Source organism: Pseudomonas sp. NPDC087690 (assembly GCF_044743175.1).
GTDB lineage: Bacteria > Pseudomonadota > Gammaproteobacteria > Pseudomonadales > Pseudomonadaceae > Aquipseudomonas.
This window is the reverse complement of record NZ_JBIUVX010000002.1, coordinates 113,625-128,112: the sequence shown is the minus strand read 5'-3', so window position 1 is coordinate 128,112 and position 14,488 is coordinate 113,625. Positions and strand designations below refer to the sequence as shown.

Below are 14,488 nucleotides of genomic sequence, written 5' to 3'. Positions count from 1 at the left end.
TCGATCCGCAAAAAAGGACTTTCAATGCACGCCGCATCTCCTGTTCGCGCACTGTTTGTGCGCACGCTTGCCGTTTCCTTGCTACTGACCGGCGTTACCGGACTTCTCAGCCAAAGCGTTCTGGCGCAACCGTCGCCTGCCGAGGAATCCGCCCAGGGCGAAGCGCTCAGCCCGGAAGCCAGCCCACCGAAAAAAGGCGCGTACCTGTCAGACTGGTACAACCAGGACCTGATGTTGATCGGCAGCAAAGACATCAGTTTCGGCCCGCAACCGGCCGACGATATCTATCTGGAGTACGAATATTTCGGCCGCAAAGGCCCGTTCGAACTGTACGGCTACATCGACATTCCGAAGATCTTCAACATAGGCAACAGCCACGACAAAGGCGTGTGGGATCACGGCTCACCGGTGTTCATGGAACACGAACCGCGTATCTCCATCGACTACCTCGCCGGTCGTAGCCTGGCCATCGGTCCGTTCAAGGAATGGTACGTCGCGTTCGACTGGATCTACGATCACGGCAGCCGCAAGGAAAATCGCGCCAATACGCTCTACAGCGGCTTCGGCACCGACATCGACACCCATTCGCGGGTCAATCTATCGGCCAACCTCTACGGTCGCTATCAGTGGGAAAACTACGGCGCGAGCAACGAATACTCATGGGACGGCTACCGCGCACAGCTCAAGTACATCATCCCCATCGACAAATTCAGCAACGGTGCTTCGCTGACCTACATCGGTTTCACCAACTTCGATTTCGGCTCGGATATCCACAAGGACAACCCGGCGCGTACCGCTAACGCCACGGTGGCGACCAACGTGCTGCTCTACTCGTTCACCCACTTGCGCTTCACCCTGGTCGGCCGTTATTTCCACAACGGTGGCAACTGGGAGGACGGCAGCGAGCTGAATTTTGGCGACGGCAATTTCCGTGCGCGCTCCAACGGCTGGGGTTACTACGCCGGCGTCGGTTATCAGTTCTGAATCAAGGAGTTTTCCATGCAAGCAATGATGCGTTTGACCCTGGCCGGTGTGGCCCTGCTCTCCTCCACCGTTTGGGCGGGCGAAGCGCCGATCCAACCGAAAGTGGTGTTGATCACCATGTTCGCCCCCGAGGCGCAAAACTGGATTGATCGCCTGGAACTGAAACAGGAAATCCGCGTGCCGGGCCTGTCTGCCGAGTACCCGACCATCCGCTGCAACGCGCAGCAGGTGTGTCTGTTGACCACCGGCATGGGCCAGACCAATGCGACCGCCTCGACCCTGGCCTTGGCCTTGTCGCCGAAATTCGACCTGCGCAAAAGTTACTTCCTGATCGCCGGTATCGCCGGGATCAGCCCGAAGCACGGGACCATCGGTACTGCTGCGTGGGCGCATTATCTGGTGGAATTCGGCACGCAATGGGAGATCGATTCGCGCGATGCGCCGTCAGGTTGGCCGACCGGTTATCTGGGCATCAACACCAAGGGGCCGAACGAAAAACCGCCGTTGGATTACAAGACCGAAGTGTTCGAGCTGAATGCGAAGCTGCAGGACAAAGCCTTCGCCCTCAGCCACAAGGTTGAATTGAGCGAGAGCAAGGAATCGGCGGCGTGGCGCCTGAAATATCCGTCGGCACCGGCCAATCAGCCGCCCGTCGTCACCCGCTGCGACACGCTGGCAGGCAACACCTGGTTTTCCGGCACGCGCCTGAGCGAGCGCGCCGAGGTCTGGACCAAACTGCTGACCGACAACAAGGGCGAATACTGCACGACGCAGCAGGAAGACAACTCGACCTATGAGGCCTTGTTGCGTGCCAGTCGCGAAGGTCTGGTCGATGTGCAACGCCTGGCCGTGGTGCGCGCCGGCTCCGACTTCGACCGCCCGGAACCGGGCGGCAGTGAAGTGGACAACCTGCTTAAGTACGCCGATCAGGGCGGCTTCGTTCCGGCGCTGGAAAACCTTTATCGCGCGGGCAACCCACTGGTGCAGGACATCCTGAAAAACTGGTCGGCGTGGGAAAATGGCGTCCCGCAATCCTGAGCCCTACACCGATCTACTGTAGGAGTGAGCCTGCTCGCGATAGCGGTGTGTCAGTTACCTATGTATCAACTGACACACCGCTATCGCGAGCAGGCTCACTCCTACAGGGGTTTTGCGGTGGGTCAGGGAATTAGGATGACCTTGTCACCGCTGCCCTGATTCACATCCGCATAACGCTGTAGTCCCTCGGCCAACGGCACCTCAACCAACCCTTGCGGCAACGGCAGCGAGCCTTCATCGAAGAACCGCCCGAACTGCTCCAGCATCGCCGCACAGGCTTCAACGCCATATAGCAACGAATTGATCCCGACCACTGAACCGCCCTTGCGATACAGCGCCAGCGCGGGCAATTGCACGTGGCCGTCCACCGGCGCGGCAATGATCGAGATCCGTCCGAAGGTGGCCAATGCCGCCACCGACGCCGGCAGCCAGAAACCGGTGGTGTCGAAAATCACATCAGCGCCGCCGCGATACACCGCGTTGACCTGCGCACCGAGGTCTTCGGGCTTATCCAACTGAATCGTCTGATAACCCTGCGCCTGCAACTCCGCCACCTGCTCCGGGCGCCGCGCCGCCGCCAGCAACTGCGCGCCACGCACTTTCGCCAGCGCCAAAGCAGCGGTGGCCACCGCCCCGCCGCCGATCACCAGCAAACGGGTTTCGGCCTTTACCAGACTGCGTTCCAGCGCATCCCACGCGGTGGTGTAAGGCACGCCGAGGCTGGCCGCCTGGGTGAAACTCAAATGCGAGGGTTTGTGCGCCACACCATTGGCCGGCAGTTTGACGAATTGCGCGTGGGAGCCGTCGGCAAAAAAGCCCAGCTCACGACCGGTGCCCCAGACTTCCTGACCGATCAACGCCTGCGGGCCTTCGACGACGACACCGGCGAAATCCCGACCGGGAATCCGTGGCAGCGTGGTGTAGGGAAAACGCCCGAGCACGTTCTTCACGTCGCTGGGATTCAGGCCGGCAGCCTTGATCTGCACCAGCACTTCGTCAGCGCCGGGTATTGGGGTCGGCACCTCGACGTAACGCAGGGAAGACAGGTCGCCGGTTTTATCGAATTGCAGTGCTTTCATGGGGACATCCACCGAAGGAGAAAAGGAAACTCAGGACAGCCAACCCGCGACCAATTGCCGGCCCATCGGCCACAACTGTTCACCGGCGAGCATGCCGAGCAAGCCGACCAGCGCGATGGCCGGTGGCGCCGGAGAACGGAAATCCAGCGCGCCATAGAGCAGGCCGACGCCGAGACCGATGGCCAGCGAAATCAGGTAGTTCATGGGGGTAACTCCGCCCGTTGAAAGGAATGGGCAAAGTTTAGGGAACCGGCGGGGATGGCATCGGCCAAGGACTTCTGAATTTCGGACAAACCTTTGGAGCCACCACAATCCATTGTAGGAGTGAGCCTGCTCGCGATAGCGTTGTGTCATTCAACTATGCACCAGCTGACACACCGCTATCGCGAGCAGGCTCACTCCTACAGGTATTACGCCAGTCTGCTCAACCGTTGTGAGTCATGAATTGTGAGGGGGCGACGCCGAGTTCGCGGCGGAACATGTCACTGAAACTGCTCGGTGAATACCCCAGCTCCCGGGCAATCACACTCACCGCCACGCCCTGAATCAATTCCGCCACCGCCGTCGCCAGTTGCACCTGCCGCCGCCACTCGGCGAAGCCCATGCCGAGGCTGTCCTTGAACAACCGCGCCAGCGTGCGCACGCTGGCGCCGGCATTTTCCGCGTGCTGCTCGAAGGGAATCGCCAGCGACGGTGCCGCCATCACCGCCTGACACAAATTCATCAAACGCCGATCAGAGTCATCCGGCAGCGGAATCTTCAACTGCGAACGCCGTGCGCGCTTCAGCTCCAGCAACGCCAGCCCGACCAGCGCCTCGTAGTACTGCGGATCACCACTGTCGCCCTGCTCCACCAGCCCTACAATCAACTCGCGCAGCAGACCACCGACCTCGATCACCTGCACCGTCTGATCCAGCGTCGCCGCCAGCGCCGGGCGCAGGTAGATATTGCGCATCTGCAAATCCGACACCACGCGAATCCCGTGCGGCACACCGGGCGGCAACCACACCGCACGCTGCGGCGGCACCACCAACGCCTCATGCGGCGTCTCGACCCACATCACCCCGCTCACCGCATACAGCAACTGCCCCCAGACATGCTCATGCGGCTCGATAAACAACCCGCGCGGATAGGTACGCGCCACACGTTGCACGGGCACATCGGTGTCACTGAGATCGGGGGGCGCGGCAAGAACCATGACGAGCATTCATTGAGGTTGGCGGAGGCGCCATGGTAACCAGTGCACCCACACGTCGCCAACGATAGATACCGTCGGACAATCCGAGTGAATTTTCCCGCAGCGCCGCGATCCCTCTATTACCACAGGGAGGAATACGGGCTTTATGAACAACGCAAAACTCTATGTCATCGACTACACCCTTCACGGCACGCCCAAGTCGTTCATTATCCGCTCGGACAAAATGGACAATGCCGAGGCTTGGCACTGGGCTAGCTGCGATGCCGGTGTCGGTCGGATCCCGCGATTTGGCCGGGAAAAGGTGCAGAAGACCAGCAAACCGATGGCAGAAAAATTCGGCGTGGAAAACGTCGTGTGGCGACCGACCAGCTAAGCTCAGCGTGGCCATCGGTATCATTCGGGGGAATCATCATGAGCAACATCATCAGCCCGGCGCATCTGGACTACGGACTCGATACGCTGTTCGGGCGAATCACCAAGAGCGTGGACTGTCGCGTCGGCCTGGAAGCCGTGGAAGATGATCCATATCGCTTTGCCCTGAAAGTGCCCGCGCCTTTACCGCAAGATCTAGACCAGGCCAAAACCGTGGTTGTTCAGGTTGAGGGCCGGCGGTTACAGGGTACGGTGCGGCATACCGAACGCATGGATGATGCAAGCTTGAAACTGGAAGTGGAGCCTGATTAGGCTCCACTTTTTTATGCGCGCGGTTATTTCGGATGGGCGCAATGGCAGCCTTTGCTTGAGCACTCTTCGCCACTTTTGTGGTGGTGGGCGCAGGCTTCACAGCAGTAGTGTTTGCCGTGGACGGCGTAGGCATGATCGCCTTCCTTGATGGTGCATTTGCAGCCGGGGCAGTCGCATTTTCTATCGGGCATGGGACAGACTCCTTTTTGGGTGGTTGTCTGGGGCTTTATAGGCAAGCCTTGATAACCAGTGTAGGAGCTGCCGCAGGCTGCGATCTTTTGATTTTGTTTGGGTTTGGGTTTGGGTTTGGGTTTGGATTTGGATTTGGGTTTGGGGGCATATCCGTTGCTGCGGGTGCTGCCGCTGGCGGTTTCGCTCTTACAGCGAGTCACTTTTTCCAGACGCCGGAGTGCCGGCCCAGCGAAAAGTAACCAAAAAGGCTTGCCCCTGCGTACGGCACTTCGCTGAGGCTCAGTGTTCCCTCGCTACGGTGTCCATCCGGGGGCATCGCCTACGGTTTGCTTCGCTGCACCTCCTCTCGATGTGTTCGACTTCGTCGAACGGCGCTGCGCGCCTACCCCCGGATGAACACCTACGCTCGGCCTGCCGAAGGGGCAAAAAATCAAAAGCCGAAGCCAAAGCCAGATCAAGATCACAAGCCAGATCAAGAGTCCCTCACCCTAGCCCTCCCGAAACGTCGGACCGCCCGTAGGGAGAGGGGACTGATCGCGGTGTTTGGGAGAGCTACGCCGACGTGAAATACCGAGTCGAATTCAGATTCTGAAACAGATCAAAAGCCCCTCACCCTAGCCCTCTCCCGTAGGGAGAGGGGACTGGCCGGGTAGACTGGAAGAGATACGCCGACGTGCGATAGCGCGGTGAACTCAGGCTTTGAAAAGCCCACAAATCGGCTCCCTCTCCTCGGGGAGAGGGCTGGGGTGAGGGGCAAATACACCACAAATCAAAAGCCGAACACCCGCTCTTCACCACTCAACAGGATGAGCGTTAGCTCGGCTGCAGCTCTTGATCTGTAAGGCGACGTCGGAAGGCTGAGTGGAGGGATTGATCCGGGGGTGGGAGCGCAGCGACCGTTTGGCGCAGCCAAACACAGCGAGAGGAGGTGCAGCGAAGCAAACCGTAGGCGCTGCGCCCGGATCGATCCCGCAGCGAAGGAACCCCGAGCCCCAGCGAGCGGGCCGCACGTAGGAGCAAGCCCTTTTGGTTACTTTTGGGGCGTTTGCCAAAAGTGACCCGCCGTAAGGGCGGAACCCCAAGCAGCCGTTACCGCAGCAACGGATATGCCCCCCAAACCCAATCAATCAATCAATCAATCAATCAATCAATCAACCGAACGCACACTACTCCGATACATAAACACCAAAGCCAGCGCCAAACAAACCATCGCCAGAATCCGCGAGCCAGAAAGCTCAATCGCCGGGTTGCCGAGCCAACCGAAATTATCGATCAACATCCCCATCCCCAACTGCCCGACAATCACCGCCACCGTCGCCACCGCCGTGCCGACCCGAGGCACCGCGCCAACCATGACAATCATGTACACCACGCCAAACAACGCGCCGCTGAGCTGCCACTTCGGCACATCAAGCAACCCCACCGAATGCGCCGGCTCGAAAAACAAAATCAGCAACCCGGTCACCACAGCCCCAACGGCAAACGTCAGCAGACTGCTGCGCAACACCCCAACGGATTCACCCAAACGACCATTGATTGCCGCTTGAACACTCAACACCGCGCCTGCCGCGACTACCACGGCCAACAAAATAATCAGACTCATCATCAACCCCGAGCAATCAGAACAAGTGCCGCCACAATCAACCCCAACGCCAGCCAGCGCTCAGCATTGACCTTCTTGCGCACCGCGCCGAACCAGCCGAAATGGTCGATCAACACACTCTTGCCGACCTGCCCGGAGAGGATCGCGATCATCGTCATGGCGATACCGATGTGCGGCGTGGCCAGCGTCAGGACCACCACGTAGATCGGCCCGAGAAAGCCGCCGATCAACTGCCAGCGCGGCAACGTGTTCAGCGCCGGGCCTTTCTGCGGGCCGGCGAATAGAAGCAGCAAAAACAGAATCGCCGAGCCCACACCAAAGATGCTCAACGTCGCCCACAGGTGCCCGACCTGCACACCCAACGGCCCGAGCAATCCCGCCTCCACCGACAAGCCCATGCCCGCCAGGATCACCAGCGGCAGCAGCAACAAGCGCAACCACGACCTTGCCACCGGCGCTTCAACAGCCACTTCATCCAATGTTTGCATAACCAACTTCCACAGATTAACGATGGCGCGGATTATCGGCTGGTGTCGCTGTGCGATAAATGGGAGCATCCGGACAACACCTTTGCGCAACACGCACAGCAGGGCAAACCATGCACGGGCTCAACGAACTCGGATTCAAGGCACTACGACTGTTTGTCGCGGTGCTCGACCACGGCAGCTTTTCCGAAGTCGCACGCCGCGAAGGCGTGGCGCCCTCGTCGATCTCGCGGCAGATCCAGTTGATGGAGCAGGCGCTCAATCAGCAATTGCTCTACCGTCACACTCGCGCCGTGACGCCGACCGAGGCCGGGCGCATGCTCGGCCATCATGCGCGGCTGGTGCTGGTGCAATTGGAGGAAGCCGAACAGGCCTTGCAGGAACAGCAAAGCGAACCCACAGGCCTGGTGCGCATCAACGCCCCGGTGGTGTTCGGCCAGCGCCACCTCACCCCGTGGCTCGGCCAGTTGTGCACGCGCTACCCAAAGCTGCAACTGGATATCCAACAGACCGACCATTATGTCGACCCGTTGCAGGAAGGCGCGGACTTGCTGTTTCGCATCGGCGCGCTGCACGACTCGAGCATGCAGGCGCGGATTCTGGCGCCGCACCGTTTTCAGGTCGCCGCCAGCCCGGCCTATCTCAAGCACCACGGCACACCGCAACACCCCGACGACCTCACCCAGCACCAGTGCCTGGCCTACAAAGGCGCGGCCGGTCTGCAGCGCTGGTTTTTCCGCCGCGAGGGCGAGGACTGGACGCCCTACTCGGTCAAAGGCCCGATCACCGGTAACCACGCCGACACCCTGACCCAAGCCGCCGAGCAAGGTTTGGGGCTGGTGATGTTTCCGTCGTGGTTGATTGGTGAAGCGGTGCGTGAAGGCACGCTGGTGCCGGTGCTGGGGGAGTATCAGGTGTCGAACAGCCTGGAGCCGCAGCAGATTGCAGTGCTGTGGCCGGGGAGCCGGAGGTTGTCGGTGAAGGTGCGCACGGTGATTGATTTCTTTGTCGAATGCTTTGGTGAAGTGCCCTATTGGGATCTTCCCTAAAAGCTGAAAATCAAAAGCCCCTCACCCTAGCCCTCTCCCCGAGGGAGAGGGGACTGACCGAGATGTCTCGCGCCTTACATCGACCTGAAATATCGAGTCGATTATGGATTCACAGCAGAGCTTTCAGGTCGGCGCATTTCTGCAAATATCCCCCAATCAGTCCCCTCTCCCTCGGGGAGAGGGTTAGGGTGAGGGGCTTTTCAAGCGGTCAAATACGGAACTGACCCACAAGTTTGCCCAACCGCTGCCCCAGCTCAGCCAGACTACGCGAAGTCTGCGCACCCAACTGCGTTTCATCGGCGACGTTATCCACCGCCACCGCAATCTGATGCACGCTGCGGTTGATCTCTTCGGCCACCGCCGTCTGCTCCTCCGCCGCGCTGGCAATCTGCGCGTTCATCGAGTTGATCGTAGCAATCAACGATGCCATCGCATCCAGCGAAGCGCCGGCCTGATTGGCCTGTTGCGAAGTACCGTCACCGGCCTCGCTGGAACGGCGCATCGCCTCGACCGCTTGCTGGGTGCCAGCCTGCAAGCGATCGATCATGCCCTGAATTTCCTGCGTGCTGATCTGCGTGCGACTGGCCAACGCCCGCACCTCGTCCGCGACCACGGCAAAGCCGCGTCCGGCCTCACCAGCGCGCGCTGCTTCAATCGCGGCGTTCAGCGCCAGCAGGTTGGTTTGCTCGGCAATCGAACGAATCACCCCGAGCACACCGACAATCGACGTCACGTCCTGCTGCAGGCTGTCGAGCGAGACACCGCTGCTGCGAATGTCATCGACCAAGGCATGAATCTGCTTGATGCTGCCAGCCACCACGCGTTTGGCGCTCTGGCCCTCTTCGTCGGTCTGCTGGGCGGCGACGGCGGCGTTCTGTGCGCTCTTGGCGACTTCCTGCGCGGCGGCGGACATTTCATTGATCGCCGTGGCGACCTGGTCGGTTTCGTGGCGTTGACGCTCCATCGCCTGATCCGAGCGCTGCGCCTGATCCGATACCTGCGTCACCAGCCCGGTGAGTTGCGTGGTCATTTCGGTGATCTGCCGCACCAGGCCGTGGATCTTGTCGACGAAGCGATTGAACGAACCGGCCAGTTCGCCGAGTTCATCCTGGCTGGTGATGTTCAAGCGGCGGGTCAGATCGCCCTCGCCTGCGGCGATGTCGTCGAGGTTGGCTTTCATCAGGGTCAACGGACGCAGAATGGTATTGGCCAGCAGCATCCCCGCCGCCGCGATCACCAACAGCACCACCACTGCCACGCCGACGATGCTCAGCACCACGCCTTGCATGCGTTCCTGCACTTGTGCTTCGACCTGTGCGACTTGCGCTTCAATGCCGTCGAGGTTGACCGAGGTGCCGACTGCCATGTCCCACTTCGCCAGGTATTCGGTGTAGCCGAGTTTCGGCACCAGTACCTTGGCATTGCCAGGCAGTGGCGAGCTGTACTGCAGATAGTGCGTGCCGTCCTTCGCCACTTTCACCAGCCCGAGATTGACGTAAACGCCGTTCGGATCGCGGTTGTCCTTGAAGCTTTTGCCCACGCCTTCGGGGTCATTGGCCTTGAACAGGCGCACGGTCTCGGAGTCGTAGCCGAAGAAGTAGCCGTCCTTGCCGTAGCGAATACCCGAAAGCAACTTGATCGCCTGCGCCCGCGCCTCGTTGTCACCCGGCGCGGCCGCGTCGTACAGCGGTTTGATCGTGGTCATGGCCACGGCGACGTAACTTTGCAGAGTGGCTTTGGCATCGCCGAGCAGGCGCTCGCGGGTCTGTTCGACCTCTTTGTGCGCTTGTTCCTGGAGGATGAACAGCGTGGTCAGGCTGATGACCAGCGCAAAGAGCAACACCGGGAGAACGGCGAGGGACAGGACTTTAGCCTTGAGGCTCAGGCGCATTTTGGGGCTCACTCTTTTGATTTTATTGGCGTGGTTAAAGGCTTTAACGGCACGCCAGATCAAAAGTTGAGCTTCGGTATGAGGATCGTTCCCACGCTCTGCGTGGGAATGCAGCCCCGGACGCTCTGCGTCCAACAACTTGACGCAGAGCGTCACAAGAGGCATTCCCACGCAGAGCGTGGGAACGATCACCCGCGGGGTTCAGAGAACCATCGCGGCCACCCAGCCGAATGCCAGCAGCGGCAGGTTGTAGTGCAGGAACGTCGGCACCACGGTGTCCCAGATATGGTGATGCTGGCCGTCGATGTTCAGGCCGGAGGTCGGGCCGAGGGTCGAGTCCGAAGCCGGCGAACCGGCGTCACCCAATGCACCGGCAGTACCGACGATGCACACGATCGCAATCGGGCTGAAGCCCAGTTGCACGCACAGCGGCACGAAAATCACCGCCAGAATCGGCACTGTCGAGAAGGACGAGCCGATGCCCATGGTCACCAGCAAACCCACCAGCAACATCATCAACGCGCCGATGCCCTTGCTGTGATTGATCCACGCTGCCGAAGCTTGCACCAGCGTCTGCACTTCCCCGGTGGCTTTGATCACTTCACCGAAACCGGAAGAGGCGATCATGATGAAACCAATCATCGCCATCATCTTCATGCCTTCGGTAAACAGATCATCGGTCTCGCGCCACTTGACGATACCGGAGGCCGAAAAGATCAAAAAGCCGACCAGCGCCCCGATAATCATCGAGTCCAGCAGCAACTGCACAATGAACGCGGCGGCAATCGCCACCCCGGCAATCCCCAGGCTCAACGGGTTGTACTGCACTGCGACCTGTTCGACCTGCTCGATTTTCGCCAGGTCATACACGCGCTTCTTGCGATAGCTGATAAAGGCAATGCCCAGCCCGACCAACATGCCGAACGCCGGAATGCCCATGGCGTGGGTGACATTGATGCCGCTGATGTCGACGCCGCTGCGCGCAACATTCGCCAACAGAATTTCGTTGAGAAAGATGTTACCGAAGCCTACCGGGAGAAACATGTACGGCGTGATCAGGCCGAACGTCATCACACAGGCGATCAAGCGGCGGTCAAGTTGCAGCTTGGTCAGTACATATAAAAGCGGCGGCACCAGCAGCGGAATGAACGCAATGTGGATCGGCAGGATGTTCTGCGAAGCGATCGCCACCACCCACAACAGGCCGATCAGCAGCCATTTGACACTGCCGCCGCCGGTCGCATGCTGGCGATCAACCATGGCCAACGCCTTGTCGGCCAGCGCATGGGCCAGGCCAGACTTGGCAATCGCCACGGCGAAAGCGCCGAGCAACGCGTAGGACAACGCCACGGTGGCACCGCCGCCCAAGCCGCTGTTGAAGGCCTTGAGCGTGGCGTCGATACCCAGACCACCGGTCAGGCCGCCGACCAGCGCGCCAACGATCAAAGCGATCACGACGTGCACGCGGGACAGGCTGAGAATCAGCATGACGCCGACTGCCGCTATGACTGCATTCATTTCATTTCCTCGAAAAACACCGCGGTGGAAAACCGACCGCCAGACAGAATGAGTCCGCCAATCTTAATCGGCGGATTTGCAAAGAGGGTCTTATTAGAAGGGCGCGCACTGTGCCGCAGCGAACTCCCCTTGTCAAAGCCACGCCCCTGTAGGAGCTGCCGAAGGCTGCGATCTTTTGATGTTGTTTTTAAAGGCAAGATCAAAAGATCGCAGCCTTCGGCAGCTCCTACAGGGTCAACCTGTGGCAATTGTGTTTCAAGGATAAAGAAAGCCGATTTGCGGCCGTTACAGTGCAAAGTCTCAGATATTTATCGAATAAGGACGTCTCCATGTCGCTCAGACAACTTTCCATCCAATGGAAAATCACCTTGCTCGCCGGGCTCTGCCTGGCCGGTATCGTGACCCTGTTGGTCGGTCTATCGCTGTATCGCATGGAGCACAGTTCCGAACTGGTAAAAGCTTCGAGCATGGAAATGCTCACCGAATCCGCCCAGGCGCGCATCGAATCCCAGGGTGAAGTGCAAGCCGCCGGCATTCGCCAGCAGTTCATGGACGCCTATCAGTACGGCCACGGTTTCTCGCGGCAGGTGCTGTTCCTGCGCGAACAGGCCGAGAAGCGTTTCCTCGATGCCTTCGACCTGCGCGAAGACATGACCCGTCAGGTCAAATCGGCGCTGCAAGCCAACCCGGACTTGCTCGGCCTGTCGCTGGTGTTCGAAGCCAACGCGCTGGACGGCAAGGACGAACTGTTTGCCGGCCAGGCGGAACTGGGCAGCAACGACAAAGGCCGCTTCGCGCTGTACTGGTCGCAGCCGACCCCGGGCAAAGTCACCTCGATGGCGTTGCCGGAAAGCGATATGGCCGACACCAGCACCGGCCCCAGCGGGCAGGCGGCCAATGCCTGGTTCACCTGCCCGCGCGCCACGCTCAAGCCATGTGTGATCGAACCGTACTTCTATGTCATCGACGGCCACAACGTGCTGATGACCAGCATCGTTTTCCCGCTGATGGTCAACGGCAAAGTCATCGCCTCGCTGTCGGTGGATATCAACCTCAACAGCCTGCAAGCGATCAGCCAGAGCGCGAGCAAAAAGCTCTATGACGGCCAGACCGCCGTGAGCATCATCAGCCCCGCCGGTCTGCTCGCCGGTTACAGCCCGGACGCGAGCAAATTGAGCCAGCGTCTGGATGCCGTCGACAAAGTCAGCGGTGCCGAGTTGCTGAGCAAGCTCGCCTCCAGCAGCAGCGTCAGCAGCCTGCACAGCAACGGCCAGTTGAAAGTGCTCTCGCCGTTCCAGCCGATACCGGGCGGCCCGGCGTGGGGCGTGTTGCTGGATGTGCCTGAGAAAGTCCTGGTCAGCCGCGCCGAAGCGCTCAAGCAACAACTGGACGCGAGCAATAATTCCGGCACGTTGATCGAATCGAGCCTGGGTGTTCTGGCTGCGTTGATCGGCCTGTTGCTGGTGTGGCTGATGGCGCGCAGCGTGACCAAACCGATTCTCGGCGTGGCGCACATGCTCGAAGACATCGCCAGCGGCGAAGGCGATCTGACCCGCCGGCTGGCCTACGACAAGCAGGACGAACTCGGGCAATTGGCCGGTTGGTTCAACCGCTTCCTCGACAAGTTGCAGCCGATCATCGCCGAAGTGAAACGTTCGGTGCAGGATGCGCGCAACACCGCCGACCAGTCTTCGGCCATCGCCACCCAGACCAGCGCCGGCATGGAGCAGCAATACCGTCAGGTCGATCAGGTGGCCACCGCGTCCCACGAAATGAGCGCCACCGCGCAAGACGTCGCGCGCAGTGCTGCACAGGCCGCCGAAGCCGCCAAGGATGCCGATCGCGCCACCCGTCAGGGCCTGACCGTGATCGACCGCACCACCGCGAGCATCGACACCCTCGCCGCCGACATGAGCGCGGCGATGGTGCAGGTCGAAGGTCTGGCCGCCAACAGCGAGAAGATCGGCGCGGTGCTGGAAACCATCCGTGCCATTGCCGAACAGACCAACCTGCTGGCGCTCAACGCGGCGATCGAAGCGGCCCGTGCCGGTGAAGCCGGACGTGGTTTTGCCGTGGTCGCCGACGAAGTGCGCAACCTCGCCCGCCGCACCCAGGAATCGGTGGAAGAAACCCGCCAGGTCATCGAACAATTGCAGAGCGGCACGCAGGATGTGGTCGGTTCGATGGGCAACAGCCATCGTCAGGCCCAGGGCAGCGTCGAACAGGTGGGCCAAGCGGTGACCGCGCTGCGCCAGATCGGTGATGCGGTGACGGTGATCAGCGACATGAACCTGCAGATTGCCAGCGCCGCTGAAGAGCAGAGTGCGGTGGCCGAGGAGATCAATAACAACGTGGCGACGATTCGTGACGTGACCGAGTCGTTGTCCGGGCAGGCGAATGAGTCGGCGCGGGTGAGTCAGTCGCTCAATAGTCTGGCGAATCAGCAGCAGCGTTTGATGGATCAGTTTCGCGTTTGATTCAAAGGTTGCGGGGTGTCAGCTGGATTCCCCCCTCACCCCAGCCCTCTCCCCCCAAGGGGGGCGAGGGGGAAAGGGAGCCGATCTCCATGTCATTCAAAACCTGAGTTCGACTCGGTATTTCAGATCACGGGGAGGCTTTCAAGACCTGAGCTCACCCGGCATCTCCGGTTATCGGAAGGCTTTCAAAACCTGAGTTCGACTCGGTATCTCACGTCGGTGTACCTCTCCCAAACAACTCCGTCAGTCCCCTCTCCCTCTGGGCGGTCCGACGTTTCGGGAGGGTTAGG

The 14,488-nt window shown here is 60.3% G+C and carries 14 protein-coding genes and 2 pseudogenes; 7 read left to right on the top strand and 9 right to left on the bottom strand.

From position 1 onward, the window contains the following. Positions 1-24 precede the first annotated feature (24 nt). Together ACIPIZ_RS04700 and ACIPIZ_RS04695 are read left to right on the top strand one after the other, a co-directional pair. Positions 25-984: a nucleoside-specific channel-forming protein Tsx gene (locus ACIPIZ_RS04700; RefSeq protein ID WP_401164323.1), complete on the top strand. Its 960-nt coding sequence runs from the start codon at positions 25-27 to the stop codon at positions 982-984. A 15-nt stretch (positions 985-999) separates the two neighbouring features. Next, entirely contained in the window at positions 1,000-2,022 is a 1,023-nt protein-coding gene (locus ACIPIZ_RS04695) for a purine-nucleoside phosphorylase (RefSeq protein ID WP_401164321.1), read from the top strand. Positions 2,023-2,144: 122 nt separating this feature from the next. Here ACIPIZ_RS04695 and ACIPIZ_RS04690 read toward each other — a convergent pair whose 3' ends face one another. The 3 genes from ACIPIZ_RS04690 to ACIPIZ_RS04680 form a co-directional block, all read right to left on the bottom strand. Next, complete coding sequence (locus ACIPIZ_RS04690; protein WP_401164319.1) at positions 2,145-3,101, bottom strand: zinc-binding alcohol dehydrogenase family protein; 957 nt, start codon at positions 3,099-3,101, stop codon at positions 2,145-2,147. 30 nt (positions 3,102-3,131) lie between these two features. After that, on the bottom strand, positions 3,132-3,305 hold the full coding sequence (locus tag ACIPIZ_RS04685) for a DUF1427 family protein (protein WP_007969534.1): 174 nt from the start codon (positions 3,303-3,305) through the stop codon (positions 3,132-3,134). 220 nt (positions 3,306-3,525) lie between these two features. Beyond that, positions 3,526-4,308: an AraC family transcriptional regulator gene (locus tag ACIPIZ_RS04680; protein WP_401164318.1), complete on the bottom strand. Its 783-nt coding sequence runs from the start codon at positions 4,306-4,308 to the stop codon at positions 3,526-3,528. 136 nt (positions 4,309-4,444) lie between these two features. On the opposite strand from ACIPIZ_RS04680, the gene ACIPIZ_RS04675 reads away from it, so the two are divergent. Together ACIPIZ_RS04675 and ACIPIZ_RS04670 are read left to right on the top strand one after the other, a co-directional pair. Next, the gene (locus ACIPIZ_RS04675) at positions 4,445-4,672 is read left to right on the top strand and encodes a DUF6555 family protein (protein WP_034154602.1); all 228 of its coding nucleotides are present in this window, start codon (positions 4,445-4,447) and stop codon (positions 4,670-4,672) included. A gap of 38 nt (positions 4,673-4,710) precedes the next feature. Continuing rightward, on the top strand, positions 4,711-4,983 hold the full coding sequence (locus ACIPIZ_RS04670) for a hypothetical protein (RefSeq protein WP_064388286.1): 273 nt from the start codon (positions 4,711-4,713) through the stop codon (positions 4,981-4,983). A 23-nt stretch (positions 4,984-5,006) separates the two neighbouring features. On the opposite strand, the gene ACIPIZ_RS04665 is transcribed toward ACIPIZ_RS04670, so the two are convergent. The 3 genes from ACIPIZ_RS04665 to ACIPIZ_RS04655 form a co-directional block, all read right to left on the bottom strand. Beyond that, positions 5,007-5,174, bottom strand: a complete 168-nt coding sequence (locus ACIPIZ_RS04665) for a metallothionein (protein ID WP_082355407.1) — start codon at positions 5,172-5,174, stop codon at positions 5,007-5,009. Positions 5,175-6,322: 1,148 nt separating this feature from the next. Next, positions 6,323-6,778 carry a DMT family transporter gene (locus ACIPIZ_RS04660; RefSeq protein ID WP_064388299.1) on the bottom strand — a complete coding sequence of 152 codons (456 nt, stop codon included), beginning with the start codon at positions 6,776-6,778 and terminating at the stop codon, positions 6,323-6,325. Between the two features lie 2 nt (positions 6,779-6,780). Next, positions 6,781-7,266, bottom strand: coding sequence for a DMT family transporter (locus tag ACIPIZ_RS04655; RefSeq protein ID WP_064388290.1), 486 nt, complete (start codon positions 7,264-7,266; stop codon positions 6,781-6,783). Between the two features lie 110 nt (positions 7,267-7,376). Between ACIPIZ_RS04655 and ACIPIZ_RS04650 the strand changes: the two genes are divergently transcribed. Further along, positions 7,377-8,312, top strand: a complete 936-nt coding sequence (locus ACIPIZ_RS04650) for a LysR family transcriptional regulator (RefSeq protein ID WP_105708032.1) — start codon at positions 7,377-7,379, stop codon at positions 8,310-8,312. A gap of 208 nt (positions 8,313-8,520) precedes the next feature. On the opposite strand, the gene ACIPIZ_RS04645 is transcribed toward ACIPIZ_RS04650, so the two are convergent. From ACIPIZ_RS04645 to ACIPIZ_RS04635, 3 genes and pseudogenes are all read right to left on the bottom strand, one after another. Beyond that, positions 8,521-9,276 (bottom strand): methyl-accepting chemotaxis protein, encoded by a 756-nt coding sequence (locus ACIPIZ_RS04645; protein WP_401164781.1) that lies wholly within the window; start codon positions 9,274-9,276, stop codon positions 8,521-8,523. Positions 9,277-9,378: 102 nt separating this feature from the next. After that, positions 9,379-10,203, bottom strand: a pseudogene (locus ACIPIZ_RS04640) (cache domain-containing protein); the annotation flags it as partial. 201 nt (positions 10,204-10,404) lie between these two features. Beyond that, positions 10,405-11,721, bottom strand: a complete 1,317-nt coding sequence (locus ACIPIZ_RS04635) for a Na+/H+ antiporter family protein (protein ID WP_064388296.1) — start codon at positions 11,719-11,721, stop codon at positions 10,405-10,407. 329 nt (positions 11,722-12,050) lie between these two features. On the opposite strand from ACIPIZ_RS04635, the pseudogene ACIPIZ_RS04630 reads away from it, so the two are divergent. Together ACIPIZ_RS04630 and ACIPIZ_RS04625 are read left to right on the top strand one after the other, a co-directional pair. Continuing rightward, positions 12,051-13,340: pseudogene (locus ACIPIZ_RS04630) on the top strand (HAMP domain-containing protein); the annotation flags it as partial. Between the two features lie 102 nt (positions 13,341-13,442). Further along, positions 13,443-14,198 carry a methyl-accepting chemotaxis protein gene (locus tag ACIPIZ_RS04625; protein WP_371920172.1) on the top strand — a complete coding sequence of 252 codons (756 nt, stop codon included), beginning with the start codon at positions 13,443-13,445 and terminating at the stop codon, positions 14,196-14,198. The last annotated feature ends 290 nt before the right edge of the window (positions 14,199-14,488 follow it).